Genomic DNA, 25,528 nt, shown 5'->3' with positions numbered 1-25,528 from the left:
CGGCCAGCGTGGGGTGGAACGCAGGGGTGGGGGCGCTGGTGCTCGGCGGGCACGCATTGTATAAAACCCCCCGTTTGAATGCACGGAGACTGCTATGAAAGGCAACCCACTGTTAGGTGGACGTTATTGGTTGATGGGCCTGAAACAGCTGACCCAGCCGGGTTTGCGGCGCTATGTCGCGCTGCCGCTGTTACTGAACATTGTTTTGCTATCCCTGGCTACGGTATGGGGCGTGGGCTGGGCCGATGACAGCATTGCCTGGTTACTCGACTCGTTGCCGAGCTGGCTGGACTGGCTGTATTGGATACTGATGCCGCTTATGGTGCTGGCTATGTTGCTGGTGTTGGCTTACTTCTTCAGCGCTTTTCTGATGCTAATCGCCAGCCCATTTAATGGTTTGTTGAGTGAAAAAGTCGAATGCCAGCAGGGCGGCTCAGTGCCGGATGAAGCCATCTGGCCGATGATTTGGCGCACCCTTGGGCGCGAACTGACCAAAATGGGGTATTACCTACCGCGCTATTTGGTGCTGTTTTTGATTACCTTGATTCCAGGCGTCAATCTGATCAGCCCGCTGTTGTGGTTCTTGTTTGGCAGTTGGGTGCTGGGGCTGCAATACCTCGACTACTCCTACGACAACCATGGCGTGAGCTTTAAAGAAATGCGCCAACAACTGGCGCAGCAGCGGCTGACTGTGATGGGGCTGGGTGCCGTGGTGGCGTTGACCATGCTGGTTCCGGTTTTGAACTGGTTTGTGATGTCCGCCACCGTGATTGGTGCCACACGCCTGCGCATAGCGCACTTTCCACTGCCGGCGCTAACGGCGCAACCAGCATCCGTCAGCTATGCTAATGGCAGTTCTAATGGATAAGGCCTGAGCATGGCAAACCTGAATATCTTGGTCGTGGATGACGCGGCTTTCATTCGTGATCTGGTAAAAAAAGCGGTCAAAGAAATTTACCCCGGCTGCAGTTTGTTTGAGGCGGTGAACGGCCGCAAAGCCATCAGCATCATGAACAGCAACGAGATTCAGGTGGTGTTATGCGATTGGGAAATGCCCGAAATGTCTGGCCTTGAGGTATTGGAGTGGATGCGCTCGGACGAGCGCTATAAAAAAGTCCCCTTCATGATGATTACCAGCCGCGGCGAGCGCGACCACGTCGTCAAAGCCGTTACCGCCGGCGTGTCGGACTACATTGGCAAGCCATTCACGCGCGACAACTTTGCCGCCAAAGTATCAAAAATGGTGTATCGCCACTGCAAAGTGCGCCCAGGGGGCAAGGCGGGCGGAGCTGCTAACCCGATGAATGATTCCGCCAGCGTGTTGACGGCCAAGGCCGAGCAAAAAACACCGAAGAACGATATGGGCGGCGCATCGGTGTTAATGGGTGCTCCGGCGGCAGATAAACCGGCAGCCCCCAAGGCCAGTGTGCCACAAGACATGGGCGGTGCTTCGGTACTGATGGGGGCGCCCGCCGCCGACAAGAAGCCCGCCAAAGGCGGTAAGGCAAAAGCCGTCGCCAGTGTGCGCTTTGGCTCGGGTAGCACGGCCAAACTGGTGATTAAAGACATCAGCCTGCAAGAGCTGATCGGCGTTTTTCGCCGCGAAGGCACCCTACCAGCTTTGCTGGAGCAGGTGGTGCTCGATATCATGGTCGGCGATGATCCTAACGATGTTGCGCGCATTAACGGCTATATCCGTACCTTGCAGGCGCAAGAAGCCCACCCCGATGCGCAAACCATTCAAACCGTGATTCGCTACGTCGACGACGACCCTGAAAAACTCGCCATATTGTCGAAGTTTATTGCTCGGGTGAGATAACTCGAGCAAGCGGGAAGTGGCAGCAAAAGGTGCTACCTTGGCCCAGGGTGCTGTCGATGCTCAAACGACCGTCATGCCGCAGCAACACATGCTTCACGATGGCCAAGCCCAGCCCAGTGCCGCCGGTTTCAGGGTTGCGGCTTGGGTCAGCGCGGTAAAAACGCTCTGTCAGCCTAGGCCAGTGATGCTCGGCAATGCCTTCGCCGCTGTCGCTCACACTTAAAATGCCTTCATTGCCATCCACTCGCCAGCCCACTTCAATGCGCCCGCCTGCAGGGGTGTATTTCACTGCATTAAATACCAGGTTGGAAAAGGCACTGCGCAGCTCGTTGTCGTAGCCAGCTAGGGCGCAGCCGCTTGCTACCTGACATTCAATTTGATGCGCGCGCTCGCCGCTTAATGCCCGCGCATCGGCGCAAATTTGTTGCAGCAAGGGTGCGAGGGCCACCGGTGCCGCCTCATGAGGACGATCTGTTTCTAGGTGAGATAGCGTCAGCAGATCCGTAATAAGCGCTTCCATACGCTGTGATTGCTGGCTCATTTGGCTGAGCATGCGTTGCCAGCGCGGTGGCAGCATGTCGGCATTGCCTTGCAGAGTTTCCACATAGCCTCGAATCACTGTCAGCGGAGTGCGCAGCTCGTGGCTGACGTTGGCGACAAAATCCTTGCGCATTTGCTCTAGCTGCACCAGTCGAGTGACATCGTGCACCAGAATCAGCCGGTCTTTGCGCCCAAATAAGGTGATATTGAACTGCAGCTGTTGGCGCGGATTGACCGGTGAGGTCATGGTCAACGGCTCGCGGTAATCGGTGCTGTCGAAATACTGTTTAAAGTCAGGGTTACGGATCAAGTTGGTCAGTGGTTGGCCAATATCTGTTGGTGAGCGCAGCCCTAAATAGCGGCTGGCGGCGGCATTCCACCATTCCAAATTACCGTGGCTATCGGCCATGAGTACGGCATCTTGCAGCGCGGCGGTGGAATCCTGAATGCGATTGATGACGGCCTGCAAACGCTGGTGATGTTTGCGGCTACGGCGTTGCAGGCGCTGGGTATGACGAAACACCTCGCCCCAAATACCTACGGTTATCGGCAAGTCACCGACTTGGCTAGCAACTAACCAGCGATGAAGGCGTGCCAATTGCAGCCATTGCCAGCCAATGTACACAGCGCTGGTGGCAAACAAGGCCCAGCCTAGGTGACCGCTGTAATGTCCCGCCAGCCCAGCGGCTGCGAACAGCAGCACCAGGCGGCGCAATTCCCTGCGCCAGACCGGACTCACGACTTAAGAAGCTTTGGTTGAAAAGCGATAACCCGTGCCGCGTACGGTTTGGATTAAATGCTCATGGGCTTGCCCCAGCGCTTTGCGTAAGCGTCGAATGTGCACGTCGACGGTGCGCTCCTCGACGTAGACATTGCCGCCCCATACCTGGTCGAGCAGTTGCGCACGGGAGTAAGCACGCTCTTGATGGGTCATAAAAAACTGCAGCAAGCGATACTCGGTTGGGCCGATATCAACGGGCACGTCGAACGAGGTCACCCGATGGCATACTGGGTCTAGCACCAAGCCACCCACTTCGATGGGCTCCTCAATGCCTTGTGGCGTGGTGCGACGCAATACAGCTTTTAAGCGTGCCACCAGTTCGCGTGGTGAAAAAGGCTTGGTGATGTAATCGTCGGCACCGGCCTCTAGGCCTTGTACTTTGTTATCTTCCTCGCCTTTGGCGGTCAGCATGATGATTGGCAGCTCGGCGGTTAGCTCTTCGCGCTTGAGCCTGCGAGCGAACTCCACGCCGCTGGTGCCGGGTAGCATCCAGTCGAGCAGGATCATGTCCGGCTTGTGGTCAACCACGTGGGAATGGGCGTCTTGGGCATTGGCCGCCTCGAGGCATTCATAGCCGGCCATTTCCAGTGCCACGGCGATCATCTCCCGGATCGGTGCCTCGTCATCGACGATGAGAACGGTCTTGCCTGATTTGCTCATAATAGTGTTGTCACATAACTGTCATGGTCTATTCCGCGCTGCTATTACAGCCACGCAATGTTACAACCATGTGACAGGTCGGGTTTTTACGTACGAGGCGTCGACGGCAGGGAATGACCAGCCCTGTTTAATATCGACTGCTTACGTCAACGCAAAATGAGCAGCGATACCGGCAAACACCAAGGCGCCATACCAATGGCTCATGCGGAACATGCGAAAGCAGGGCTCGCGCTCACGGCTGCGAATGTTCCAGATTTGCCAGCCAGCAAAAGCCTGCGCCAGCAGCCAGCCAATGTAGAAATAGCCGCTGAGGTCGAGCTGTTGCCCGGCGGTGAGATAAAACAGGCCGGTGATGACCATCAAGGTAGCGACGGCGGCGACATCGAGATCGCCCAGCAGCACAGCGGTGGACTTCACGCCGATGCGCAAATCGTCGTCGCGGTCGACCATGGCGTAAATGGTGTCAAAGGCGACGGTCCAGGTGAGATTAGCGCAATACAATAGCCACACCACATTGGGCAACTCGTTGCTCTGCGCGGCAAAGGCCATTGGAATCGACCACGAGTAAGCCGCCCCCAGAAACAGCTGCGGCATATGGGTATGGCGCTTCATAAAGGGGTAGATAGACGCCAATGCCAGGCCAGCAAACGACAGCGCCACGGTAAACGCATTGGTCAGCAGCACCAGCAGGAATGCGCAGCTCACCAACAGGGAAAAGCCTGTTAATGCCTGTTTGCTGGTCAGGCGACCTGTGGCCAGTGGCCGATCTTTGGTGCGCTTAACGTGGCCGTCGATGTTGCGGTCAGCAAAGTCATTGATGATGCAGCCCGCTGAGCGCATTAAAAATACGCCGACGGTAAAGATCACCAGGTTAGCCAACGACGGCATGCCTTGGGCCGCAATCATTAACGCAGCCAAGGTTGGCCACAGCAGCAAATAAGAACCGATGGGCCGATCGAGACGGGTTAAATGAACCCAATCGATCCAAGCTGGCCAGAGTTTATCGAGGTGTTGAGCAACCAGGGCGCGCACAAGTCATCCAGGGTTATTGGCAGACGGCAGTATTATGCCTGAGTCGCGGTGCTGTCGCACCCGCTCAGCTGAGCCAGGCGCTGGGGCAGATCATCGGTGAACGCTTCGCTGACCATAATTGGGCAGCGCTGCAAGTAGAACACCGAATAGCGACAGCGCTGCCAGCCGGGCAAGCGGCTGCGGCATATTTGCAAAGGGCTGCGTTGCAGGTCGGGCTGGCGGAACAAATAGCTGCCCAGTGAGCGGCTACCTAACGCCCGTAAGCGTCTAAGTGGCCCGTGCAGAGCCGTTACCGGCACCACAGTGCGGGCGCGTACCATGGCTGTTTCGCCAACCCATAACACCACTTCGCGCTGCCACACCGCGGTCTCGCTGGCGCAACCCATGACTCGGCTTTCCAGTGCGCTGGTGCGGCAAAAGCGCTCGTCAATGACCTGTACCCAGAACTGACCGGGACGCAAATCATCAAGGCGTTGGCTGAGCGAGCCCGGGTGCAATAGCCAGTCACGCCACAGCGGCGTTTGCTGTGCGGCTAAATGTAACCCTTGGCCAGACCAGCTGGGTGCCAGAGGGTGAAAGTGGTGGCCGCCGCGGCTCGGCGTCGGTACTAATGGCAGAGAGGCATTTTTCATCGGCGCGCAGCATGCGCGAAAGGGGTGCAGCTGGCAAGTACAATGCGGCCAATAACGGCAGCTATGCCCGCAATTGACCGTTGATTTTCGTGAGGGCCGCCAGTAGGTTTAGCCCTCCGACAATGCTTGTAGAGAGAGCAAACGATGAAAAAATGGCAGTGCGTCGTATGTGGCTGGATTTACGATGAGGCAGAAGGAGCACCGGATGAGGGCATTCCGCCGGGTACACGCTGGGAAGACGTTCCCGACGACTTTATTTGCCCAGATTGCGGTGTTGGCAAAGAAGACTTCGAAATGGTCGAAATCTGATCGTTGCTTCGACGACCACGGCCTGCATAGCGCAGGCCTTGAGCTTGTATTAACTCCCTGACCAGGTAGATGCTATGACCGATACGAATGCTCCGCTGGTGATTATTGGCTCCGGCCTGGCCGGTTACAATTTGGCCAAAGAGGTGCGCAAACTGGCACCCGAACAGCCCATTATGATGATTACCGCCGATGACGGAGCTAACTACTCCAAGCCGATGTTATCGACGGGCTTCACCAAGGATAAAAGCGCCGAGCAGCTGGTCATGGCGTCAGCGGCGGACATGGCCGAGCAGCTCAACTTGGTGATTCGCACCCACACTCGCGTAACGCACATCGACCCTGACCGCAAAAATGTGTTTATTGGCGAAGAGCCTGTGCCATACAGCAAGCTGGTGCTGGCCTGGGGCGCTGAGGTCGTACCACCGCGCTTTGACGGCGCCGACAGCGAGCGCGTGCTGGCGGTAAACGATTTGGCAGATTACGCGCGTTTTCGCCAAGCGGCGCAGGACAAACGCAAAATTCTGATCATGGGCGCCGGTCTGATTGGCTGCGAGTTTGCCAATGACCTCAGCAACGGCGGCATCGAAGCCGATGTGGTCGCACCGTGTGATCAGGTGCTGCCTGGGCTATTGCCAGCGGCGGCAGCAAAAGCGGTGCAGCAAGGCTTGGAGTCATTGGGGGTGCGTTTTCATTTGGGGCCTTTGGTGTCGCGTATTGAAGAAAGCGCGGCTGGCATTCGCGCCACCTTGAGCAACGGCGAGCACGTCGACGCTGATCTGGTGTTGTCTGCCATTGGCTTGAAGCCGCGTATCGACCTTGCGGTGAAAGCGGGCTTAAAGGTCAATCGTGGAATTTGTGTCGATCGCCAGCTGCAAACCAGTGAGCCAGATATTTATGCCCTCGGCGATTGTGCCGAAATTGATGGGCAGGTGCTGCTGTATGTGCTGCCGCTGATGACTTCGGCGCGGGCATTGGCGAAGACCCTAACGGGCAGTGCGACGGAAGTGAGTTTTGGCCCCATGCCGGTGACCATCAAAACCCCGGTGGTGCCTGTGGTGGTCAGCCCGCCTAAGCCAGAATTGGACGGTGAATGGCAGATTGAGGTCGATGGCAGCGCCGTGCGGGCAGAATTTCGTGCGCCAAACGGCGATTTACTGGGATACGCTTTGACCGGCGACAAAGTTAGCAATAAAGTAGCGCTCAACAAAGAACTGCCGCCTTTGTTACCCTGACGGCGGCAGTTTAGTCTGTGCACCGATTCGACGGTGCTGAGTCAATCAATATAGGAAGTTACACATGCGTAAACCAGAACTGGCGGCAGCCATCGCAGAAGCAACTGATCTGAGCAAAGAAAAAGCTGCAGAGGTGATTACTGCTTTTACTGACCAGGTCGCTAAAGCGCTGGGCGAAGGTGACACCGTCAGCCTGATCGGTTTTGGCACTTTTGAAGTTCGTGACCGTGCTGAGCGTCAGGGCAAAAACCCGCAAACCGGTGAGCCAATCACCATCGCTGCGGCCAAAGTACCGGCATTCAAGCCAGGTAAAGGCCTGAAGGACTCAGTGCAATAAGCACCCAAGACGCCCAGTTGCTGACCCGTGAATGGGTTCAGCAACTGGTCATCGGTGAGGGTTTATGCCCATTCGCAGCACCGGTGTTTGAGCAACTGCGAATTGACGTGTGTGACCAGCGTGATCTGGCCGATCTGACTCACGCTTTCCTCAAGCTACTGCTAGAAGTGGCCGCTGCTAACCCGCAGCAATTACCTACCGCACTGTTGGTTGTGCCCAACGCTTTAGCCAACTTTTATGACTACCTCGATTGGTGCGACTTGTGCGATCAGTTGCTGGTTGATCAAGGTTTAGAAGGTGAGCTGCAACTGGCGACGTTTCATCCGCAGTACGTGTTTGCTGGCGAAGAAGCGGACGATTTGTCCAATTTCTCTAATCGCTCTCCGTACCCCATGTTGCACATCATCCGTGAAGCCGACATCGAAGCCGCACTGGCAGAGATCAGCCACCCGGAGCGCATTCCTGAGCGTAACCGCAAGCACCTACGCCGCTTGGGGCGTCAAGGACTCTTGCAAGCAGCCCCGGCTCTGGCAAAATCCGGCCTCCTGTAGCTGGCCGCGCGAACATCACCGCCGCTACTGTTTGTTCACAACCGAGGATAACCCATGATTAAATTCCGCATGCTGCTTTGGGCGCTGGGCTTTATGATGAAAAAAGCCGCTAACAGTAACCCAGACTTTCAACAGCAGCTGCAAGGCAAAGACTTTGCTTTTCAGATGCAAACCGATGACGGCAAGGTGGTACGCAGCTTTCGGGTCAAAAACCAGAGCGTTAAAAGCAAAGGCAAGGCACACAGTGAGCCGGCCTTCACCATCAGTTTTAAAGACGCCGACACTGGCCTTAGAATTCTGACGGCAAAAGACAAAAATGCCTTTATGAAGGGCATTCAGGACAAAGACATTAAGGTGACAGGCGATCTGTCACTGGTGATGTGGTTCCAGGGCATTGCCAAATACCTGAAACCGCGTAAGAAAAAATAAAGCGGATAACGGAGCCTGATTGTGATTTCGCGCATGTGTGTATGGCTGGCTTTGGTCAGCCCGGTTGCCTGGGCGCAAGCCCCATCCCTGGCCAGCGTCGATGCCTCAGCGTCGACATTGGAGACAACGACCGGTGTCGACATCACGCAGCAGGTGGCTGAGCTAATGGGCGTGGTTGGCTTGGCCGATCAGGCTCGCCATATCAGTCAAGCCGTGCTCAATGAACAGCAAGCCAGCTTAGGCGATCAATATCGGGTGGTGAATCTGGTGGCCGCTCAGTGGTCACCTCAGCACTTGCAGCAGTTGTGGCAGCAGGCGATGCCAGCGTTAGCCGATGAGCAAGCCCAGCAGCTGCTGGGCCAACTGCAGCAGCTGGCCTGGCAGCAAGCGAAGCTGCGTGAGCGCCAAGCCATTCATGAGCAAGGGTCAGCAGAATATCAGGATTATGTCGGTCGACTGCGCTTGCAGTCGCCTCCAGCAGAGCGTCTGGCGCTGATCAATGAGCTGAATCAGGCGATGCATTTTTCTGAACTGATGATTTTAACTCGCACCTCGGTTTATCAGCAGTTGCAGCAAGTGCTGCCACAATGGCAAGCGCCAGAAGCCTGGCAACAAGGGGTAAAACAGCAGGTGCGCGAGTTTTTGTTGTATACCCACAGGCGCACACCGAATGAGCAACTGCAGGCGTTAACTCGGCTATACCAGCAGCCTCAGCTGCAGCAGTGGCTGCAGCGCTTTGTTGCTGAGCTGCCGCAGGTTAGCGGTTAAGCATTTGCGCCATGGTGCTCAACTCATCGAGTTGGCCCAACACGCTTTCAGTCACTTCGTCGACGGTCTCTGCGGTTAAATCCAGCTCGTCTAACACATGCACCTCGGTGCGCTCGAAGGGGCCATCGCCAAAGCCATGGCGGCGCAAGCTGCGACTGGCAACGTACAGCAGGTGTGCATACTCCCGGTGCTCGCCGTCGTAAAAGGGGTTGTGTTGATGGCGGGTGGCGCTGACCAGTTCATCCGGCATGCGCCATTGCTGCATTAAACCGGCGCTGACTTGCTCGCGCGTCATGCCCAGCAAATGTCGCTCAATGTAAAAACGGTTGATATGAGGGTTGGCTTCGATGTGGCGGTTGACCAACGAAAACTGTGGCGGAAACACATGACCCAGCACCAAAAAACCAAAGTTATGCAGCAAGCCACACAGATAGGCTAGGCCGTGGCTTGGACGGCGACGGCTGGGCATGCGTTTAACCAGCTCCCCACACAGAGTGGCTGTGACGATGGCTTGCTGCCAAAACGGCGCGTAGCCATGTGGACCCTCTTTCGGCACGGTTAGACTGCGGCCTAATGCCAAGCCCAGCGCCAAATTAATTACCAAATCAAAGCCCAGCACTCGAATCACAGCTTCTTCAACGGTTTTCACTTCGCCGCGTACACCGTAATAAGGCGAGCGTGCCCAGCTTACGACTTGAGCGGACATGCCAGGGTCTAGCTCGACGGCTTGGGCCAAGCTGGCGCTGTCGGCATTGGGGTCGACCCGCAGTTCAATGATGCGGCGTGCGGTCTCAGGGAGGGGTGGCAGATCTAGGGTTTCTTCCAGCCGTTGGCGGATGCGCAGCGGAGTAAACTGGCGAATCGCGGCTTCGACGTCGTTTAAATCCTGGTGACTGTCTTGGTGGTGTACATCCAGTGGTAGCGGTGCGGTGTAACAGCCAATGTGCGAGCTGGCGGTGAGCGAGCGAAACTGCTCCATCGGCACTTTTAACCACTGATGCTCCGCCCCGGAGACAATGTACAGCTCATCTTGCTCAAGCAAGTTGGTGTCTACCAAGCTATCGATTTCGGTGAGCTGAGGCAGGGCTGGCAGCTCAGATAACCCTAAGCGACGCTGCAGCTTTTCCAGCTCGGCAGCCGACAGTGCCACAAACTGCCGCCCCAACGCGTGCGCCAGCAGGTTTAAGTCCAGCATGCGATTGCCGGGCACCACGACTTGCACTTGGCCATGCTCGTCTTTTAAAAACACCATGTTGGCGACCTGAGCGGAATACGAAGCCGGCGTATTACTTTGCATAAGGCGGAGCAGTTCCTCGTCGTCTGTCAGCGTGTATTGAATGTGCCAATCATCTAGCACTTTAAGTACCGTCGCCGGGATCGCCATATCATTCACCTACTGTTGTCATGCTCCACTCAGTGTAGCTGAGCACAGCACCCAAGCATTGATATGGCGGTGCCATTATTGTTGGTCTAGTCACTTGCTGTCTTATCAATATTATACGCTGGCAAAGCGTTCAGCATCGCCCAGCCAGCGGCGAATCAAGGGCTCTACTGCTTCTGGATGATGTTGCCAAATTTGCTCGGCCATGGTGCGTACTTGCGGCAGCAAATCACCATCGCGCTGCAAATCTGCGATGCGCAGCATTTGTAGGCCGGTTTGACGTGTACCCAGCAGCTCACCGGGGCCGCGTATTTGTAAGTCCTGCTCGGCAATATAAAAGCCATCTTGGCTGTCACGCATGACCTGCAAGCGCTGCTTACTGGTCAGCGACAACGGCGCTTTGTACAGCAACACGCAATGACTCTTGGCTGCGCCGCGGCCAACTCGGCCGCGTAACTGGTGCAGCTGTGCCAGCCCCAAGCGCTCTGGGTTTTCAATGATCATCAAGCTGGCATTGGGCACATCGACTCCCACCTCAATGACCGTTGTGGCGACCAGTAGGTCCAGCTCGTGTGCTTTAAACGCCGCCATTAGATTGGCTTTTTCGGCCGGCTTCATGCGCCCATGGACCAAACCGATGCGCAAATGTGGCAGCGCCTCGCGCAGCTCTTCAGCGGTATTTTCCGCCGCCTGACATTGCAGCGCTTCACTTTCTTCGATCAGAGTACAGACCCAGTAGGCTTGGCGCCCTTCACGACAGGCACCGTCGACACGGCCGATGACTTCGTCGCGGCGCTGATCGGAAATCGCGACCGTGGTGATGGGGCTGCGTCCGGGCGGCAGCTCATCGATGACGGAGGTATCTAGGTCGGCGTAGGCGCTCATCGCCAAAGTGCGCGGAATGGGCGTGGCGGTCATGATCAACTGGTGCGGCGACAAACCTTGCTGGCGGCCTTTTTCGCGCAGCGATAAACGCTGATGCACGCCAAAGCGATGTTGCTCATCGACGATCACCAGCCCTAAGTTTTCAAATTCGACGTCATCTTGAAACAGCGCATGGGTGCCAACCACCAGCCTGACGGCGCCGTTGGCGATGTCCGTCAGCGCTTGCTGACGGGCTTTGCCTTTGACCTTGCCCGCTAGCCAGCCACAGGCGATGCCCAGTGGCTCAAACCAGCCACTGAGGTTGTGCAAGTGTTGCTCGGCCAGAATTTCCGTCGGTGCCATCAGCGCCACCTGATAACCAGCGGCTAACGCCTGGCAGGCGGCCAATGCCGCCACCAAGGTTTTGCCGGAGCCGACATCGCCTTGCACCAAACGCAGCATGGGGTAGGGCTTGCTCAAGTCGCCAGCAATCTCGCTGACGACTCGTTGCTGCGCGCCGGTGGGGGTAAACGGCAGCTGCGCCAATAGTTGTTGTTTTAAACTTTGCTCATCGGCTAACGCGGGTGCTTGGTGCGCCTGCACCTGGGCGCGCAAGCGGTGCAGTGACAATTGATGCGCCAGCAGCTCCTCTAAGATCAGCCGCTTCTGCGCCGGGTGCTTGCCGTCTTCCAAGGTGCTGAGTTGAGTATCGGCGGGCGGTTGATGCAAAAACAGCAGCGCTTGCTCCAGCGTGGGCAGTTGCCATTGCTGCAGCCAGTCAGCCGGCAGCAGATCATTGAGGTCGACTTGCTGCTGGCGCAACAGCGTGAGCGACTGCTCGTGCAGAATGCGCAGACGTTGCTGGCTAATGCCGTCGGTCGCTGGATACACAGGCGTTAGCAGTGCCTCAAGGGGGGCATCTAGGCCTTCTTCCAGCAGTTGGTATTCAGGGTGATACAGCTCCAAGCCACTGGCGCCGCGACGGGGCTCGCCGTAGCAGCGAATGATGTTGCCGGTGCTGAACTGCTGCTTTTGCGCGGCGCTGAAATGATAAAAGCGCAAGCTTACCGTGCCACTGTGATCCTGCAGCTTGACCAGTAGGCTGCGGCGCTTGCCAAACACCACGCTGGCGGCGCGGACTTCGCCTTGGATGACCGCTGGGCGCATCGGTTGTAGCCCGCCAATCGGAGTAATGCGGCTGCGGTCTTCGTAACGAAAGGGCAGGTGAAAGAACCAGTCCGTCAGGTTAAAAATATTGAGCGCCTGCAGTTGCTCGGCCAGGCGTGGGCCAATTCCCTTGATATCCGTGAGCTGGCTAACCCGGGCAGTCATGCGAATGGCTTAGCCCAGTTGGCACTGGCGAGCGGTTTCCAGCATCAGGTCGATGGCTTGACCACGTGGGAAGCTGATGCGCCACGCCAATGCCACGCTGCGATAAGGGGCCGGCGAGGTAAAGGGCTTGGTGGTTACCAGATTGTGATCGATGTTACTGATGGCAGACTCAGGCAATACGGTAATGCCCAGACCCGTGGCCACCATGTGCTTGAGGGTTTCCAATGAGCTGCCCTCGGTGACGCTGCCCAAGCGGGTGTGGTGCTTGCGGCTTAAATCTGGGCAAAACTCAAATACCTGATCGCGAAAGCAATGGCCTTCACCCAGCATCAGTAAATCTTCGTCGGCCAACATTTCGGGCTCAATGGCGTCGCGCTGGCACCAGGGGTGGCTGTGAGGCAATACCACCACAAAATTTTCATCGTAAAGCACCCGGGTAACAACATCGGGCTCGGTAAATGGCAGCGCGACGATGATGGCGTCGAGCTCACCATCGCGTAGCTGGCGCCGCAATACGCCGGTGTAGTTTTCTTCTAAGTAAAGCGGCATGGTGGGCGCGCGGCGGTGCAGTTGCGGCACCAAATGAGGGAATAAATACGGGCCAATGGTAAAGATGGCACCGATGCGCAGCGGTGTGCTGAGCTGGTCTTTACCGGCACTGGCCAGCTCCTTAATGCCACGTGCTTCCTCTAATACACGCTGGGCTTGAGCAACGATGCGCTCGCCTAATGGCGTGACCCGAACGGCGCTTTTACTGCGCTCAAAAATTGCTACTTCCAGCTCGCTTTCTAACTTTTTTATCGCTACGCTCAGCGTCGGCTGACTGACGAAACATTTCTCCGCCGCGCGGCCAAAATGGCGCTCTTGGGCGAGGGTGACGATGTATTTCAGCTCCGTCAGGGTCATGATAAGTCTCTTGTATAGGTAAGAAATACGCGATAAAGCTTACCTATCAGGCTAGTGAAAATAAAGCGTCCGGCAGTGGCTGGAATAGAATAACTAAGATAAGGCCACGCTCGGCCGTGGCAGCGCAAGTTTCCAGCAGTGGGGGAGTAAGATATGGCGCGTATTCTGATTGTTGGAGCCGGTGATATCGGGGGAACGCTGGCTCGTCATATGCAGCAACAGGGCCACGAGGTCACCACGGTACGACGCTCAGATAAGTCCATGGGCGAGGGCATTACCGCGTTACAGGCCGATGTGGCAGACCCAGAAACCTTAACGGTATTGGAGCAGCCAGTGGATATCGTGGTGTACAGCGTGGCGTCACCTGAGTTTTCCAAAGACGGCTATCACACCTTTTATTACAAGGGCCTGCGCAATGTGCTAAAGGCCGTGCGCCAGCAGTCACCTAAACGGGTGTTCTTTGTTTCTAGCTCCAGTGTTTATCATCAAATGGACGGTGAATGGGTTGATGAAACTGCGCCGACTGAGCCCGCCAGCTTTGCCGGCAAAGAAATGCTGGCCGCTGAGCAGGCACTGTTAAAAGACAAGCTACCCGGCACTGTGGTGCGCTTTACTGGGATTTACGGCCCAGGCCGTAATCGCATGATTGAGCAAGCACGGCACGGCGGCCATTGCGACCCGGAACCACCGGTGTGGACCAATCGCATTCACCGTGACGATTGCATAGGAGTGCTGTCGCTGCTGATCGACCGTGCTTTAAACGAACAGCCGTTAGATGATGTCTATTTGGCCACCGATGATGAGCCGGCGACCTTGTTCGACGTGTTGGAATGGATGAAAGATCGCATCGGTGATGTCGACCCGGATCACGATATGCCCGAGGTCACTCGCCGGGCTAACCGTCGCTGCAGCAATCAGCGCCTGAAAGCATTGGGGTATGAGTTTAAATACCCCAATTACCGCGAGGGCTATGACGAACTGCTCACCGCCATGGGATTGGTGTAGACGCGCTATTTTTTTTCGGGTCGTTGCCAGTGGTCGATATTGCGCTGCTTGGCGCGGCCAATGGCCAGCTGCTCGTCTTCGACGGCTTTCGTTACCACTGAGCCTGCGCCAACCGTTGCACCTTGGCCAATGCTGACCGGCGCCACCAGCGCCGTGTTGGAGCCGATGAAAGCATCGTTGCCAATCTCGGTACGGTGCTTGTTAACGCCATCGTAGTTGCAGGTAATGGTGCCAGCACCGATGTTCACCCGCTCGCCTACTTGTGCATCGCCGATGTAGCTTAAGTGATTGACCTTGGCTCCGGCGCCGATGTGCGCTTTTTTCACTTCGCAGAAATTACCGACTTTGGCCCCTGGTGCCAGTTCGGCCCCTGGGCGCAAACGTGCGTAAGGGCCGACGCTGCATTGCTCTGCAACATGCGCTTGCTGCAGTAAAGAGAAGGCTTCGATTTGGCTGTTAGCACCGACATGCACGTCGCGTAACACGCAATTAGGGCCAATGCGCACACCATCGCCCAAGCTGACGTCGCCTTCGAACACACAGCCAACATCAATGTGCACGTCTGTGCCGACGCTCAAATGGCCGCGAATGTCGATGCGTGCTGGGTCTGCCAGCGTGGCACCGTCACGCATCAGCTGCTCGGCGCGGCGACGTTGCAAGCTGCGCTCCAGCTGGGCCAACTGCAAACGATCGTTAACGCCTTGCACTTCATCGCTGTGCTGCGGCTGCATGCTGTTGACGCGAATGCCTTCGTCAACGGCCATGGCAATAATGTCGGTCAGGTAGTACTCACCCTGGGCATTGGCGGCAGAGAGTTGTGGCAACCAACGCGCAAGATGGGCAGCGGATACGGCAAGAATGCCGGTGTTTACCTCACTGATGCGGCGCTGTTCTTCGTTGGCATCTTTGTGTTCAACAATGGCTTCAATCAGACCGCTGCCGTTGCGCACTATGCGGCCGTAACCCGTTGGGTCTGCTAGCTCAACCGTTAGCAGAGCGAGGGCATCGCCGGCCGTTTGCTGCAACAGCTGACGCAGTGTGTCGGTTTGCAATAACGGCACATCGCCATACAGCACCAGTACCGTATCGCTGGCTTTGATGGCGGGCATGGCTTGGGCGACGGCGTGGCCAGTGCCGAGTTGCTCGGTCTGCTCAGCCCAGAGAATGCTGTCATCGGCGAAGCTGGCTTTGACTGCTTCAGCCCCGTGACCAATAACGACGTGCTGACGCGCATCCGGCAGGGCGCGAGCAGCATCCAGCACGTGTGCCAGCATCGGGCGTCCCGCTAACGGGTGCAGAACTTTGGGTAGGTCTGATTTCATGCGCGAACCTTTGCCCGCAGCCAGGGTAACAACAGCCAGTGCCATAACAGCCTCCAATTAGACGGGCCGCTATTCTAGGGCCTGCTGTGGCTATTTCAATGATGTGCTCGCCAGCTTCACGGTTGCAGCGGGCCTAAACACTCGGCAGCCGCTTGCGCTAACTGGCGCAAATAATTTGGGTAAGCATCTGCCGTAGGCACGATGGCTGCAGCCATGGGGTCGAGCTCGGCGCGATTTATGTTAAGCCCCTGAGTGAGGGAGTCGATCAACGCTGGGTCGTATTGCGGCTCACTGAACACACAATGAGCCTTGCCTTGCTGCAGTTGCGAGCGAATCTTACTCAAGGTGCGCAAGCCGGGTTTGTGCTCTGGCGACAGGGTGAGGGAACCCAGCTGATTTAGCTGCAGCGCCTCAACCCAGTGGTCATAGGCGCGGTGAAATACATAAAAGCCGCGCTCACGCACGGGTGCAAGCAAAGCCTTGCTGTCTTCTAGAGCTTGCTGCAGCTGTTGCTGGAACGGCTCAGGGCTGCGCTCAAGATGTTGGGCCAGCTGCGCTTGCAACGCGCGCATAGTCGTTGGTGACAGCCACCAATGCGGATCATCACTGGCGCCTTCAGGCGCATAGTCGGCGGCATTGAGCCAGATCTTGTCCGGCCAGCGGGCGACAAAGCCGCGCAAGTAGGGCTCGGCTTGTGGGCCACTCCAAATAATGACATCGGCTTGCTGCAAGCGATCAATGTCCGATGGCCGCAGGGCAAAATCATGCGGTGACAAATGGCCGGGCACTAGCGTATGAAGGTCGTCAGTGGCAACGACGGAAGCCGCCACCAACGCCAGAGGATGAACGCTGGCGAGCACTTTCGGCTGTTGTTGGGCGAAAGTCAGAGAGGTGAATAGCACACCGATGGCAAATAAAGCAGCTTTTATCATTGAGTTGCACGGGTCCTGACGTAGAATTGCAACATTATAACCTAGATTTTACTGCTATGACTCAAGATGTCCTTTCGCCTCACAACCACAACCACTGTATCGACCAAGCGCTGACGCAGGCACGCTCGCTGTGCGAGCAGCAAGGTGTGCGTTTAACCGCCATTCGCAAACGTGTGTTGGAGCTGGTGTGGCAAAGCCACAAGCCGGTCGGAGCTTACGATTTGCTGCCGGCGTTGGCGGAAGATGGCTTCAACTCAGCGCCGCCGACCGTCTATCGGGCATTAGATTTTCTGCTGGAGCTTGGGCTGGTGCACCGCATTAGCAGCCTTAATGCGTTTACCGGCTGCACCAACCCCGGTCATCAGCACCCTAGCTGCTTCTTTTTGTGTCGTCAGTGCGGCATTGCGCAGGAGCTTGATAGCGCAGCGGTTAGCCGGCTGTCCGCTGAGGTCGAGCAGTCGCTGGGGGTGACCGTCGAGCACCAAATCACCGAGCTCAGTGGCTTATGCCCTAAGTGCACGGAGCAGCCCCTTGACTGAGTTACTGCGCGCGACTGGATTGCATCTGCAACGTCAGCACAAGCAGGTGTTAGATAACGTCAGTCTGAGTTTGACCGCTGGCCAAATTATGACGCTGATCGGCCCTAACGGGTGTGGTAAATCGACGTTAACTCGGGTGCTGCTTGGCTTGGAGGGGGTCGACAGCGGTGAGGTTTGGCGTTTACCTGGCTTGCGTATTGGTTACATGCCCCAGCGCTTAACCCTGGACGATCGTCTGCCATTAACCGTGTTCGATTTTTTAGCGCTGTCGCGTCAGGCGCGTCGTGCCGACATCACAGGCTGGCTGCAGCGGCTGAAGATTGAAACGCTGGCGCAGCAGTCGGTGCATCGCCTGTCTGGTGGTGAGTGGCAGCGTGTGCTGCTGGCGCGGGCACTGCTCAATCGGCCACAACTGTTAGTGCTGGATGAACCAGTGCAGGGCGTAGACGTGCAGGGCCAGCTAGAGCTGTACGAGCTGATTCCACAGCTGCGAGACGAGCTAGGCTGTGCCGTGTTGATGGTCTCCCACGATTTGCATTTGGTGATGGCAGCGACGGATGAGGTGATTTGTCTGAATGGCCATGTGTGTTGCTCTGGCCATCCGGATCAGGTGTCGATCGATCCAGCCTATTTGACCTTGTTTGGTCGCCAACCGGCGATGGCGCCTTACACGCACCATCACGACCATGCTCATTGTCTGGACGGTCATGTGGAGCCCGTCAGTGTGCGTGGAGATTCCCAATGACGTTACCTTGGTGGAGTGCGGCGTTGGCCGCGGGTGTGCTATTGGCCATGATGGCCGGGCCATTGGGCAGCTTTGTGGTGTGGCGGCGCATGGCGTTTTTTGGTGACACTTTAGCCCACGGTGCCTTGTTGGGCGTAACCCTCGGTGTATTAACCGACCTAGACCCCATGCTGGCGCTGGTGCTGGCATGCATTGTACTGGCCTTGTTGCTCTTGCCTCTGCAGCGCGCGACGCGGGTCTCATCGGATACCTTGCTCGGTATTGTTTCGCATTCGACTCTGGCACTGGGCATGGTGGCTTTAAGTCTGGCGGATGGCATTCGTGTGGATTTGATGGGCTATTTGTTTGGTGATTTGCTAGCCGTGCGTCACAGCGATGTGCTGTGGATGGCGCTGGCGGCCGTGCTGGTGTGTGGTTTGCTGGCCTGGCATTGGCGCGGTTTGGTGGCCATTACCGTCAGTGAAGAATTGGCCAGCATGGACGGTTACCCGGTCAAACGCCTGAACTTATTGCTAGTGATCTTGCTGGCCCTAGTGGTGGCGTTGGCCATGAAGGTCGTGGGCATACTGCTGGTCAGTGCCTTGTTGGTAATTCCAGCTGCCACGGCTCGAAGCCTGGCGCGCTCGCCGGCGCAAATGGCGTTGGCTGCCATGGTGCTGGGCACCTTGGCGGTGCTCAGCGGCATGGCGTCATCCTTCTACTGGGATACACCGGCTGGCCCTGGTGTGGTGGTGGCGGCCGCTACTTTATTTGTACTTAGCCTGCTGCGCCGTCCAGCAAGGCTGTAAGCACCGGCACGAGACGCTCAGGGGCGTGAGGCGGCGCAATGTAACCGCGATAACGCCCCTTGGGGTCTAACACCACCAGGTTGGCGCTGTGATCCATTAAATAGGCTTGGCCATCGGGCCGCTCGACGCGGTTATAGACGGCATGTAACTGCGTCGCCAGGCGTTGCAGACTTTGTGGGTTGCCGGTCATGGCACGAAACGCTGGGTTGAAATACTCCATATAGGATTGCAACGACTGCGGTGTGTCGCGCTGGGGATCAACGGAGACCATTACCACGCCCAATTGCTGCTGTTGAACAGGCGTTAGCTTCTTCCAGCTGCGATTGAGGTGAGTCAGCGTCATCGGACAAATATCTGGGCAGTAGGTGTAACCAAAAAACAGCACCTGCCAACGCCCTTGTAACTGCTGCTGATCGATGGCATCGCCGTGCTCATCCACGAACTGAAATGGCGCTACCGGCAATGGCCTTGGGAACAGCACCAAGCCATCTTGCTGGATCAACTTAGCTGGGTCATTGCTAGGGGCTGACACTAGCCCTGCGAGCAATGCCAATGCCAGCACCAAGAACAGGGCAAATACGCGTACCATAGCGACCTCTTTTTACCGATAACAATGCAGCAGGAGTATACCAATCATGGCGGCGGTGCAAGCGCCTCACAATGACAGCTGGGCTGCGACACAAGGTCGCATTCTGGCGCTGGCCTGGCCCATTATTGTTAGCAACATTACGGTGCCACTGCTTGGGTTGGTGGATACAGCCGTGCTCGGCCACTTGCCGGACGCCCGCCATTTGGCTGCCGTGGCGCTGGGCAGTCAACTGTTTACCTTGCTGTTTTGGAGCTTCGGTTTTTTGCGCATGGGCACTACGGCGCTGGTGGCTCAGGCCAGTGGCCGACGTGATCAAGCCGCGGTGTTGCAAGTGCTACAGCGGGCTTTATGGCTGGTGTTACCGCTAGTGCCGGCTTTAGTTCTGCTCGCTTGGATGTTGTGGCCGATCTTGCTGCCACTGATGGGAGGCAGTGCAGAACTTCATCAAGAAGCGCAGACGTATTTGCACATTCGCTTGCTGGCGACGCCGGCGGTATTAGTGCAATACAGCCTAATGGGCTGGTTTATAGGCCAGGGCTTAACGCGCATTCCGTTAGTAATGCTGGTGTGCGCCAATCTGGTGAACGCCATATTGGATGTTGTGTTCGTTTATGGCCTGCACTTAACCAGCGACGGGGTCGCCTATGCCTCGGTGATTGCCGATTACAGTGGTGCCAGTTTGGGGCTGTGGTTCGCCATGCATCAGGGGCTGAAAGGGCTAGGGCCATTGCCGGCTTGGGCCGCTATGGCGGCAACCGTGCGGGTCAATCAGCATTTGTTTGTCCGCACCTTATGCTTGCTGGCGGTGTTTGCCTTTTTTACCGCCCAAGGCGCGCGCCAAGGTGAACTGATCTTGGCCACCAATGCCATGTTGATCACCTTGTTGCTGCTCATCTCTAACGCCTTGGATGGCTTTGCCCATGCGGCTGAAAGCTTGACCGGACAAGCGTTAGGCGAAAATCACTTGGTGCGCCTGCGGCGCAGTATTTGGGCCAGTGGCATCAGTTCGGCCGTGTTGGCGGCGGCTTTAAGCCTGTTCTTTTGGCTGGCAGGGCCCTGGTTACTGCAACGCTTAACGGACAACCCAGAGTTACAAGCCAGTTTGGCGCAGTATCAGGTGTTCTTATTCTTCCTGCCGTTAGTCGGCTTTCTCAGTTATTGGCTCGACGGCGTATTGGTTGGAGCGGGTGCGACGGCAGCCATGCGTAACGTCATGTTGGTGGCGGCTGGTCTGTGTTTCTTGCCGTTGTGGTGGTGGCTGCAGCCTTGGGGTAATGCTGGGCTTTGGTGGGCATTTTATGGCTTCCTGCTGGCGCGTGGCTTACTGATGGTATGGTCAATGTGGCAAATTCTGCAGCGTCCACACCGGTTTCGCCAAGTACACTAATGGAACAGGGTGTTCCTAGCGCTCGTTCGAAGCCTGACTATACTCATCGGGATTGCCAACTCTGGGCATGCAACGGATTGATCGCAGAATCTTTTTTTTAGACAAAATCCGTCTAAACATAAAGGGCTGTGTTGGTTGTATGTCTGAGGTTGGCTGATTAATGTGTACCGCCATCGGAGGGACTCAGCGGAAATGAACACTATGTGCGAAGACAACCTGGATGCCCTAGTGCACAGTATTCGTGCGGCCCAATTGGCCGAGCAACAGCATCAGCAGTTGCGTCAGCAGGTACAACAACACTACCAAGATATCTCACGCCTAGTAGAAATGGCGGACGATCAGGGCGAAACCCTGTATCGCTTTACGCTTAGCTATATTCGCGAAGTCCCGGTGATGCTGCGTGATTTGCATCATGCTGCAACAGAGGCGGGCCTATGGCGTCACGTCAAACCCGTGATGGATGTCGCATTGGCTTTTTTTCCCGACGCGCCTAACAGGCATGAGAGTCAGAGTGAAATCGTCGCGCTGTTGCACCAAGCTTATCTGGTACACCGGCTGCTAGAAGAAGTGAATGAAAGCTACATTCATCGGGTGGGGCAGCCGATGGTGCCCAAAGATATGACCTTGGCCAACGTTATTGTATATACCCTGATCGGTGACCCTGCGGTGTACGGGCTTGAGCGCTTGATCGAGCACTCTGTGAAACAGGTGTTCAGCCCTCAGTTGGCATTTCAGGACCCTGAGTTCTGCGCCTATTTGTCACGACGTACGAATGACAAACTGATTCAGCTGAGCCAACCTTGGCCGTGCATGACAGCGCAATTGGGTATGGCCAGTTCGATGTTGAACTAATCATCCGGCAGCGGCGACGCTGCCAGTTGCGATTGCAAAAACTCCAATAGCGCCTTTACCCGGGCGCTGTTCTTTAACTCACGATGGTACACAAACCACATGGGTTCTGGTTCGCAGGGCACATCCAACGGCACCGGTGTCAGCCCATCGTGCTGGGCTTGTTGGTGCTGCAATGAGCCGAACCCACCAATGCCCATGCCTTCACGCACAGCGTAATAAATATCGTTAAAACTGTTGCTGCTGAGGGCGATGCGATGCTCAGGCACTTGTTGCAGTACCGCGCGAATTTCAGCAATACGCCGCTTATTGCCTGTTGGTAGCACCCATAAATGCTCGGCTGCTTGTTCCAGTGTGGTGGGCAAACCGTAGTGGCGCACATAGCTGGCGGCGGCGTAAAAATGAATACTAACGCGGGCCAAGGGACGTGCGATCAGATCAGATTGCTGCGGCTGTGGCCCCATGCGAATGGCAACATGCACATCTCCGCTGGTTAGACTCACATGCTCGTCGGTGGCCAGTACCTGCACGCGGATTTGCGGATGTTGATGGCGAAAGTCGCGCAGCAGAGGGGCAAAAAACTGGGAAAAATCCGTTGCCGTTGAAATACGCAATGTGCCACCTGGAGAGGCATCCAACGCGGCTAAGTTGCTGTGCAGACGCTGCATGGAGGCTGCCAGCGGCTGGCCATGCTCTAACAAATAACGGCCGGCATCGGTCAGACGATAGCCGCGTTGATGACGAATAAACAGCTTTTGATTGAGACTGGCTTCTAGCTGATTCACATGCCGTAACACGGTGGAGTGGTTCATACCCAACAGCTCACCGGCGCGGCTCAAGCTGCCCAGTTGAGCTACCGCCAGCGCAATGCGAATGTCATCCCAACGAATGTTCTCGAGCATGGCATGAGTTCTGTGCAAATTTGCACAATTGTTGTCATCTATTTGTTATTTTGCAAACAGCACAGTCCAGCTAAGGTGTGTGCTTTAATCATATAAACGAGAATCGTTATGCTCAGGAACACTGATAGCAGCTATGGCTGGGCCGCCATTGCCTTGCATTGGCTAATGGCGCTGGCGGTATTTGGGCTGTTTGGCTTAGGCCTCTACATGGTTGACCTGACCTATTACGACCCTTGGTATCGAGATTCGCTGGCTCTGCATAAAAGCATTGGTGTGTTGCTGGCTTTGGTATGGACATTGCGCTTACTTTGGCGGCTGCTTAATCCAACACCACGAGATTTGAGCGGCAGCCGAGTGCAGGCGCTGGGCGCTCATGCTGCCCATGTGTTGCTGTATGCCATGATGTTGGCTTTATTCGTTAGCGGCTATTTGATTTCTACCGCCGATGGCCGTGCCATCGAGGTGTTCAACTGGTTTTCTGTGCCCTCTACTTTGACAGGCGATAACCAAGAAGATTTGGCAGGTATGGTCCATGAATGGTTGGCATGGGGCCTGATAGCGTTAGTTGCGCTACACGCACTGGCCGCGCTGAAACACCATTTTGTGGATCGTGATGCCACCTTAAAACGCATGATTACCGTTATAAAACAGGAGCAAAAACCATGAAAAAACTGCTAATAGCAGCCAGCATTGGCCTAGCGGCCATGACCTCCGCCAACACTCAGGCGGCCACTTACGAAATTGATACCAAAGGCGCACATGCCTTTGTTCAGTTCCGCATCCAGCATCTTGGCTACAGCTGGTTACTCGGTCGTTTTAATACGTTTGAGGGCCAGTTTGAGTACGATGCCGCGGCACCAGAAAAATCAGCAATTGAAGTGACGATTGATACTGCCAGCATCGACTCTAATCATGCTGAGCGCGATAAACATTTGCGCGGAGAAGACTTTCTAAACGTTAAAGAGCACCCAGAGGCCAGCTTCAAGAGCACCGGCTTTGAGAGCACTGGCGAAGGCAAGGGCATCATCAGTGGTGACTTTACTCTCAATGGCGTGACTCGCAACATTAGCTTCCCGGTCGAGCGCATTGGTGAAGGTGAAGACCCTTGGGGTGGCTATCGCGCCGGCTTTATGGGTAAAACCACGTTAAAGCTGGCGGATTACGACATCACCTATAACCTCGGCCCTGCCTCGACGCACGTCGAAATTGAGCTGCACATTGAAGGCATTCGCCAATAAAAAAGCCCCTTCGGGGCTTTTTTTCTAGTTCAGCATTTCAACGAGGCTGGCAGCAAAGGCATCGCTCATGGCATCGGCTAAGCGCTGGGCGGCTTTTTGACGTGCCATATCGTACACGCCAGACACCCCTTTAGCGCGTTCGCTAAATACTGATAGCACTCGACCATCGCCATCGACAATGCGCACGCGGCAATCGGCAAACACATAATGGGTCTGGTTGCTATAGCGGCCACTGATATCTGCTTCTAACTCAAAGGTCAGATCCGCACCGTCGGCTTGAATGCGCAAACCTTGCTCGGTCAGCGCTTCCATTACCGAAGTCTCTAGCTTTTGGGCGTCGCGATCTCGCACCACCACAGCGACCTGCAATTCACCGATTAAGGCAAAAATACGCTGCTGCAGTTGCTGCAACTCATCGGCTAACGGCTCGCTGCGGCGACTGGTCGATACAAATGCCAACTGCTCAGCCAGCTGGCGGCGCTGCTCAAACAACGGCATTGCCGGCAATAGCTGCTGCAAACGCTGCAAGCGGCTACCTTGCGGCTGGCTAGCGGCCAAAGGCTGTAACTTTGCCTCGACATCGGCAATGCGCTGTCTCAGTCGTGCTGACGCCGCACTGCGATCCAGCTCGGCCAGGGCATAGGCATACTGGCGACCGTTAAACTGGCCGCTGTACTGCTCACTGATGCGAACTTCATCCAGCTCAACGGGTTTGATTTGACTGCGCACTTGCTGGCGCACCACGCGCTCGACTTCGGTCTCGCGACCGGTGCCGCTGCGTTCGGTGACGCGGTTGTCGAAGTCACCGCTGATGGTGACTTTAAGCTGGCTGACCAGATCGGCACGGGCTAAGTCTGCCGCGCGTTGCTGTGCTTCTACTGGATCACCGTAGACTTCCATACTGCCAACGCCGTAGGCGAAGCCAGCACGCTGCGGCGCTTGCTCGACCCACATCGGCAGGTCGGTGCTGCGCCCAGCGTCGTGGCTGGGCTGGCTGCTGCAGCCGGCGAGCATTAAGCCGCCGGTGAGCGCCAGCAGTATGGCTGGTTTAGAAGCCAAACGAGTTCTTCTCTTGCAGTTTTTGGATCTTCTTCTGACCGTTCCACACTTCACGGTTAGATTGCATGTCGATCAGCTTCATGTCGACTTGGTAGAAGGTCACGCGATCGTTGCCAACCTGGTCAACGATGGAGTTGATGCTGCCCGACAGGGCAAAGTCGGCGGCATTTTCTTGACCCATTTCTTTGGCGTTGTGGGCATTCATTTCCTGATCGCGACGCTCAGCACGAATGGCTTCACGCTCAGCACCACCAGCGACGAAGTCGGCACGGCCAGAGCGAATGATGGCGCGTTTAACGTCGTTAACGAAAGTGTCGACGGCGATGTGCTCGTGCGACTTGTTAGCAATGCGAGAAATGATGATGGTAGGACGACGCGTGTGGTTCTGCGAGAAGTCACGCGCCCATGGGAACGACATCATATCGTCGATCATTTCGTTAGCGACCAGCTCAGAGTCTTTGGCATTCCAGCGGTCAGACAGAGCGATTTCGGTGCTGGTATCGACGCGCGATACCTTGGTTGCACAACCGCTGCTCACGGCCAGTGCTGCGCCCAGTAGGGTCAGGGTCGTCAGGCGGGTAATGTTCAATGGCATAACAA

The 25,528-nt window shown here is 56.3% G+C and carries 29 protein-coding genes; 16 read left to right on the top strand and 13 right to left on the bottom strand.

The annotated features are described in order from the left end of the window. Window positions 1-94 precede the first annotated feature (94 nt). Complete coding sequence (cysZ, locus tag IE090_RS11530) at window positions 95-868, top strand: sulfate transporter CysZ (protein WP_189388541.1); 774 nt, start codon at window positions 95-97, stop codon at window positions 866-868. A gap of 9 nt (window positions 869-877) precedes the next feature. Continuing rightward, the gene (locus tag IE090_RS11525) at window positions 878-1,819 is read left to right on the top strand and encodes a response regulator (RefSeq protein ID WP_189388540.1); all 942 of its coding nucleotides are present in this window, start codon (window positions 878-880) and stop codon (window positions 1,817-1,819) included. Here the strand turns inward: IE090_RS11525 and phoR are convergent. From phoR to IE090_RS11505, 4 genes are all read right to left on the bottom strand, one after another. Continuing rightward, window positions 1,800-3,098 carry a phosphate regulon sensor histidine kinase PhoR gene (gene phoR, locus IE090_RS11520; RefSeq protein ID WP_189388539.1) on the bottom strand — a complete coding sequence of 433 codons (1,299 nt, stop codon included), beginning with the start codon at window positions 3,096-3,098 and terminating at the stop codon, window positions 1,800-1,802. The genes IE090_RS11525 and phoR overlap by 20 nt on opposite strands. Window positions 3,099-3,101: 3 nt before the next feature. Beyond that, window positions 3,102-3,800, bottom strand: coding sequence for a phosphate regulon transcriptional regulator PhoB (gene phoB, locus IE090_RS11515; RefSeq protein ID WP_189388538.1), 699 nt, complete (start codon window positions 3,798-3,800; stop codon window positions 3,102-3,104). 141 nt (window positions 3,801-3,941) lie between these two features. Then, the gene (gene ubiA, locus IE090_RS11510; protein WP_189388537.1) at window positions 3,942-4,832 is read right to left on the bottom strand and encodes a 4-hydroxybenzoate octaprenyltransferase; all 891 of its coding nucleotides are present in this window, start codon (window positions 4,830-4,832) and stop codon (window positions 3,942-3,944) included. 32 nt (window positions 4,833-4,864) lie between these two features. Further along, the gene (locus IE090_RS11505) at window positions 4,865-5,464 is read right to left on the bottom strand and encodes a chorismate--pyruvate lyase family protein (RefSeq protein WP_189388536.1); all 600 of its coding nucleotides are present in this window, start codon (window positions 5,462-5,464) and stop codon (window positions 4,865-4,867) included. 144 nt (window positions 5,465-5,608) lie between these two features. On the opposite strand from IE090_RS11505, the gene IE090_RS11500 reads away from it, so the two are divergent. From IE090_RS11500 to IE090_RS11475, 6 genes are all read left to right on the top strand, one after another. Further along, a complete protein-coding gene (locus IE090_RS11500) occupies window positions 5,609-5,773 on the top strand; it encodes a rubredoxin (protein ID WP_189388535.1) in 165 nt (54 codons plus the stop codon). A 74-nt stretch (window positions 5,774-5,847) separates the two neighbouring features. Then, complete coding sequence (locus IE090_RS11495) at window positions 5,848-7,005, top strand: FAD-dependent oxidoreductase (RefSeq protein WP_189388534.1); 1,158 nt, start codon at window positions 5,848-5,850, stop codon at window positions 7,003-7,005. Window positions 7,006-7,069: 64 nt separating this feature from the next. Continuing rightward, on the top strand, window positions 7,070-7,342 hold the full coding sequence (locus IE090_RS11490; protein ID WP_189388533.1) for an HU family DNA-binding protein: 273 nt from the start codon (window positions 7,070-7,072) through the stop codon (window positions 7,340-7,342). Between the two features lie 17 nt (window positions 7,343-7,359). Continuing rightward, window positions 7,360-7,893 (top strand): DUF1415 domain-containing protein, encoded by a 534-nt coding sequence (locus IE090_RS11485; protein ID WP_189388532.1) that lies wholly within the window; start codon window positions 7,360-7,362, stop codon window positions 7,891-7,893. A gap of 54 nt (window positions 7,894-7,947) precedes the next feature. After that, window positions 7,948-8,322, top strand: a complete 375-nt coding sequence (locus tag IE090_RS11480; protein ID WP_229815724.1) for an SCP2 sterol-binding domain-containing protein — start codon at window positions 7,948-7,950, stop codon at window positions 8,320-8,322. Between the two features lie 21 nt (window positions 8,323-8,343). Beyond that, entirely contained in the window at window positions 8,344-9,090 is a 747-nt protein-coding gene (locus IE090_RS11475) for a hypothetical protein (protein ID WP_189388531.1), read from the top strand. Here the strand turns inward: IE090_RS11475 and IE090_RS11470 are convergent. From IE090_RS11470 to IE090_RS11460, 3 genes are all read right to left on the bottom strand, one after another. Continuing rightward, window positions 9,080-10,474: an HDOD domain-containing protein gene (locus tag IE090_RS11470; protein ID WP_189388530.1), complete on the bottom strand. Its 1,395-nt coding sequence runs from the start codon at window positions 10,472-10,474 to the stop codon at window positions 9,080-9,082. The two genes, IE090_RS11475 and IE090_RS11470, sit on opposite strands and share 11 nt — an antisense overlap. A gap of 111 nt (window positions 10,475-10,585) precedes the next feature. Continuing rightward, a complete protein-coding gene (recG, locus tag IE090_RS11465) occupies window positions 10,586-12,667 on the bottom strand; it encodes an ATP-dependent DNA helicase RecG (protein ID WP_189388529.1) in 2,082 nt (693 codons plus the stop codon). Between the two features lie 9 nt (window positions 12,668-12,676). Next, window positions 12,677-13,573 (bottom strand): LysR substrate-binding domain-containing protein, encoded by an 897-nt coding sequence (locus tag IE090_RS11460; protein WP_189388528.1) that lies wholly within the window; start codon window positions 13,571-13,573, stop codon window positions 12,677-12,679. Window positions 13,574-13,726: 153 nt separating this feature from the next. On the opposite strand from IE090_RS11460, the gene IE090_RS11455 reads away from it, so the two are divergent. Then, window positions 13,727-14,578, top strand: coding sequence for an SDR family oxidoreductase (locus tag IE090_RS11455; RefSeq protein ID WP_189388527.1), 852 nt, complete (start codon window positions 13,727-13,729; stop codon window positions 14,576-14,578). A 5-nt stretch (window positions 14,579-14,583) separates the two neighbouring features. On the opposite strand, the gene glmU is transcribed toward IE090_RS11455, so the two are convergent. Both glmU and IE090_RS11445 read right to left on the bottom strand, forming a co-directional pair. Beyond that, window positions 14,584-15,945: a bifunctional UDP-N-acetylglucosamine diphosphorylase/glucosamine-1-phosphate N-acetyltransferase GlmU gene (gene glmU, locus IE090_RS11450; protein WP_189388526.1), complete on the bottom strand. Its 1,362-nt coding sequence runs from the start codon at window positions 15,943-15,945 to the stop codon at window positions 14,584-14,586. 71 nt (window positions 15,946-16,016) lie between these two features. Beyond that, window positions 16,017-16,832 carry a metal ABC transporter solute-binding protein, Zn/Mn family gene (locus IE090_RS11445; protein ID WP_189388525.1) on the bottom strand — a complete coding sequence of 272 codons (816 nt, stop codon included), beginning with the start codon at window positions 16,830-16,832 and terminating at the stop codon, window positions 16,017-16,019. Between the two features lie 56 nt (window positions 16,833-16,888). On the opposite strand from IE090_RS11445, the gene IE090_RS11440 reads away from it, so the two are divergent. The 3 genes from IE090_RS11440 to znuB are packed head-to-tail and all read left to right on the top strand — an operon-like array spanning window position 16,889 to window position 18,904. After that, a complete protein-coding gene (locus IE090_RS11440; RefSeq protein ID WP_189388524.1) occupies window positions 16,889-17,371 on the top strand; it encodes a Fur family transcriptional regulator in 483 nt (160 codons plus the stop codon). Then, window positions 17,364-18,116, top strand: a complete 753-nt coding sequence (gene znuC / locus IE090_RS11435; RefSeq protein ID WP_189388523.1) for a zinc ABC transporter ATP-binding protein ZnuC — start codon at window positions 17,364-17,366, stop codon at window positions 18,114-18,116. Before IE090_RS11440 ends, znuC begins: the two co-directional genes overlap by 8 nt. Beyond that, complete coding sequence (gene znuB / locus IE090_RS11430) at window positions 18,113-18,904, top strand: zinc ABC transporter permease subunit ZnuB (protein ID WP_189388522.1); 792 nt, start codon at window positions 18,113-18,115, stop codon at window positions 18,902-18,904. Before znuC ends, znuB begins: the two co-directional genes overlap by 4 nt. Here the strand turns inward: znuB and IE090_RS11425 are convergent. Then, window positions 18,873-19,493, bottom strand: a complete 621-nt coding sequence (locus tag IE090_RS11425) for an SCO family protein (RefSeq protein ID WP_189388521.1) — start codon at window positions 19,491-19,493, stop codon at window positions 18,873-18,875. The genes znuB and IE090_RS11425 overlap by 32 nt on opposite strands. A 46-nt stretch (window positions 19,494-19,539) precedes the next feature. Between IE090_RS11425 and IE090_RS11420 the strand changes: the two genes are divergently transcribed. Together IE090_RS11420 and IE090_RS11415 are read left to right on the top strand one after the other, a co-directional pair. Then, window positions 19,540-20,880 (top strand): MATE family efflux transporter, encoded by a 1,341-nt coding sequence (locus tag IE090_RS11420; RefSeq protein ID WP_189388520.1) that lies wholly within the window; start codon window positions 19,540-19,542, stop codon window positions 20,878-20,880. Between the two features lie 192 nt (window positions 20,881-21,072). Beyond that, the gene (locus IE090_RS11415) at window positions 21,073-21,732 is read left to right on the top strand and encodes a hypothetical protein (protein ID WP_189388519.1); all 660 of its coding nucleotides are present in this window, start codon (window positions 21,073-21,075) and stop codon (window positions 21,730-21,732) included. On the opposite strand, the gene IE090_RS11410 is transcribed toward IE090_RS11415, so the two are convergent. Further along, window positions 21,729-22,631: a LysR family transcriptional regulator gene (locus IE090_RS11410; protein WP_189388518.1), complete on the bottom strand. Its 903-nt coding sequence runs from the start codon at window positions 22,629-22,631 to the stop codon at window positions 21,729-21,731. The genes IE090_RS11415 and IE090_RS11410 overlap by 4 nt on opposite strands. Window positions 22,632-22,739: 108 nt before the next feature. Here IE090_RS11410 and IE090_RS11405 point away from each other — a divergent pair, with 108 nt between their 5' ends. Both IE090_RS11405 and IE090_RS11400 read left to right on the top strand, forming a co-directional pair. Further along, complete coding sequence (locus IE090_RS11405) at window positions 22,740-23,297, top strand: cytochrome b (RefSeq protein WP_189388517.1); 558 nt, start codon at window positions 22,740-22,742, stop codon at window positions 23,295-23,297. Beyond that, window positions 23,294-23,869, top strand: a complete 576-nt coding sequence (locus IE090_RS11400) for a YceI family protein (protein ID WP_189388516.1) — start codon at window positions 23,294-23,296, stop codon at window positions 23,867-23,869. Before IE090_RS11405 ends, IE090_RS11400 begins: the two co-directional genes overlap by 4 nt. Window positions 23,870-23,893: 24 nt before the next feature. Here IE090_RS11400 and IE090_RS11395 read toward each other — a convergent pair whose 3' ends face one another. Together IE090_RS11395 and IE090_RS11390 are read right to left on the bottom strand one after the other, a co-directional pair. Next, window positions 23,894-24,928, bottom strand: coding sequence for an LPP20 family lipoprotein (locus IE090_RS11395; protein ID WP_189388515.1), 1,035 nt, complete (start codon window positions 24,926-24,928; stop codon window positions 23,894-23,896). Next, window positions 24,918-25,523: a penicillin-binding protein activator LpoB gene (locus IE090_RS11390; protein WP_189388514.1), complete on the bottom strand. Its 606-nt coding sequence runs from the start codon at window positions 25,521-25,523 to the stop codon at window positions 24,918-24,920. The genes IE090_RS11395 and IE090_RS11390 overlap by 11 nt, the downstream gene beginning before the upstream one ends. Window positions 25,524-25,528 lie beyond the last annotated feature (5 nt).

Source organism: Bacterioplanes sanyensis, assembly GCF_014652515.1.
GTDB classification, from domain to species: Bacteria; Pseudomonadota; Gammaproteobacteria; order Pseudomonadales; family Oceanobacteraceae; genus Bacterioplanes; species Bacterioplanes sanyensis.
Note: the sequence above shows the minus strand (reverse complement) of the source record. Positions and strands in the feature narration are given on the sequence as shown.

What these genes read in the sequence shown, in the direction of transcription:
- cysZ (WP_189388541.1), top strand. Translation starts at nt 95, where the DNA reads ATGAAAGGCAACCCACTGTTAGGTGGACGTTATTGGTTGATGGGCCTG.
- IE090_RS11525 (WP_189388540.1), top strand. Translation starts at nt 878, where the DNA reads ATGGCAAACCTGAATATCTTGGTCGTGGATGACGCGGCTTTCATTCGT.
- phoB (WP_189388538.1), bottom strand. Translation starts at nt 3,800, where the DNA reads ATGAGCAAATCAGGCAAGACCGTTCTCATCGTCGATGACGAGGCACCG.
- IE090_RS11505 (WP_189388536.1), bottom strand. Translation starts at nt 5,464, where the DNA reads ATGAAAAATGCCTCTCTGCCATTAGTACCGACGCCGAGCCGCGGCGGC.
- IE090_RS11500 (WP_189388535.1), top strand. Translation starts at nt 5,609, where the DNA reads ATGAAAAAATGGCAGTGCGTCGTATGTGGCTGGATTTACGATGAGGCA.
- IE090_RS11495 (WP_189388534.1), top strand. Translation starts at nt 5,848, where the DNA reads ATGACCGATACGAATGCTCCGCTGGTGATTATTGGCTCCGGCCTGGCC.
- IE090_RS11490 (WP_189388533.1), top strand. Translation starts at nt 7,070, where the DNA reads ATGCGTAAACCAGAACTGGCGGCAGCCATCGCAGAAGCAACTGATCTG.
- IE090_RS11480 (WP_229815724.1), top strand. Translation starts at nt 7,948, where the DNA reads ATGATTAAATTCCGCATGCTGCTTTGGGCGCTGGGCTTTATGATGAAA.
- IE090_RS11470 (WP_189388530.1), bottom strand. Translation starts at nt 10,474, where the DNA reads ATGGCGATCCCGGCGACGGTACTTAAAGTGCTAGATGATTGGCACATT.
- recG (WP_189388529.1), bottom strand. Translation starts at nt 12,667, where the DNA reads ATGACTGCCCGGGTTAGCCAGCTCACGGATATCAAGGGAATTGGCCCA.
- IE090_RS11460 (WP_189388528.1), bottom strand. Translation starts at nt 13,573, where the DNA reads ATGACCCTGACGGAGCTGAAATACATCGTCACCCTCGCCCAAGAGCGC.
- IE090_RS11455 (WP_189388527.1), top strand. Translation starts at nt 13,727, where the DNA reads ATGGCGCGTATTCTGATTGTTGGAGCCGGTGATATCGGGGGAACGCTG.
- glmU (WP_189388526.1), bottom strand. Translation starts at nt 15,945, where the DNA reads ATGGCACTGGCTGTTGTTACCCTGGCTGCGGGCAAAGGTTCGCGCATG.
- IE090_RS11445 (WP_189388525.1), bottom strand. Translation starts at nt 16,832, where the DNA reads ATGATAAAAGCTGCTTTATTTGCCATCGGTGTGCTATTCACCTCTCTG.
- IE090_RS11440 (WP_189388524.1), top strand. Translation starts at nt 16,889, where the DNA reads ATGACTCAAGATGTCCTTTCGCCTCACAACCACAACCACTGTATCGAC.
- znuB (WP_189388522.1), top strand. Translation starts at nt 18,113, where the DNA reads ATGACGTTACCTTGGTGGAGTGCGGCGTTGGCCGCGGGTGTGCTATTG.
- IE090_RS11425 (WP_189388521.1), bottom strand. Translation starts at nt 19,493, where the DNA reads ATGGTACGCGTATTTGCCCTGTTCTTGGTGCTGGCATTGGCATTGCTC.
- IE090_RS11420 (WP_189388520.1), top strand. Translation starts at nt 19,540, where the DNA reads ATGGCGGCGGTGCAAGCGCCTCACAATGACAGCTGGGCTGCGACACAA.
- IE090_RS11415 (WP_189388519.1), top strand. Translation starts at nt 21,073, where the DNA reads ATGAACACTATGTGCGAAGACAACCTGGATGCCCTAGTGCACAGTATT.
- IE090_RS11410 (WP_189388518.1), bottom strand. Translation starts at nt 22,631, where the DNA reads ATGCTCGAGAACATTCGTTGGGATGACATTCGCATTGCGCTGGCGGTA.
- IE090_RS11405 (WP_189388517.1), top strand. Translation starts at nt 22,740, where the DNA reads ATGCTCAGGAACACTGATAGCAGCTATGGCTGGGCCGCCATTGCCTTG.
- IE090_RS11400 (WP_189388516.1), top strand. Translation starts at nt 23,294, where the DNA reads ATGAAAAAACTGCTAATAGCAGCCAGCATTGGCCTAGCGGCCATGACC.
- IE090_RS11390 (WP_189388514.1), bottom strand. Translation starts at nt 25,523, where the DNA reads ATGCCATTGAACATTACCCGCCTGACGACCCTGACCCTACTGGGCGCA.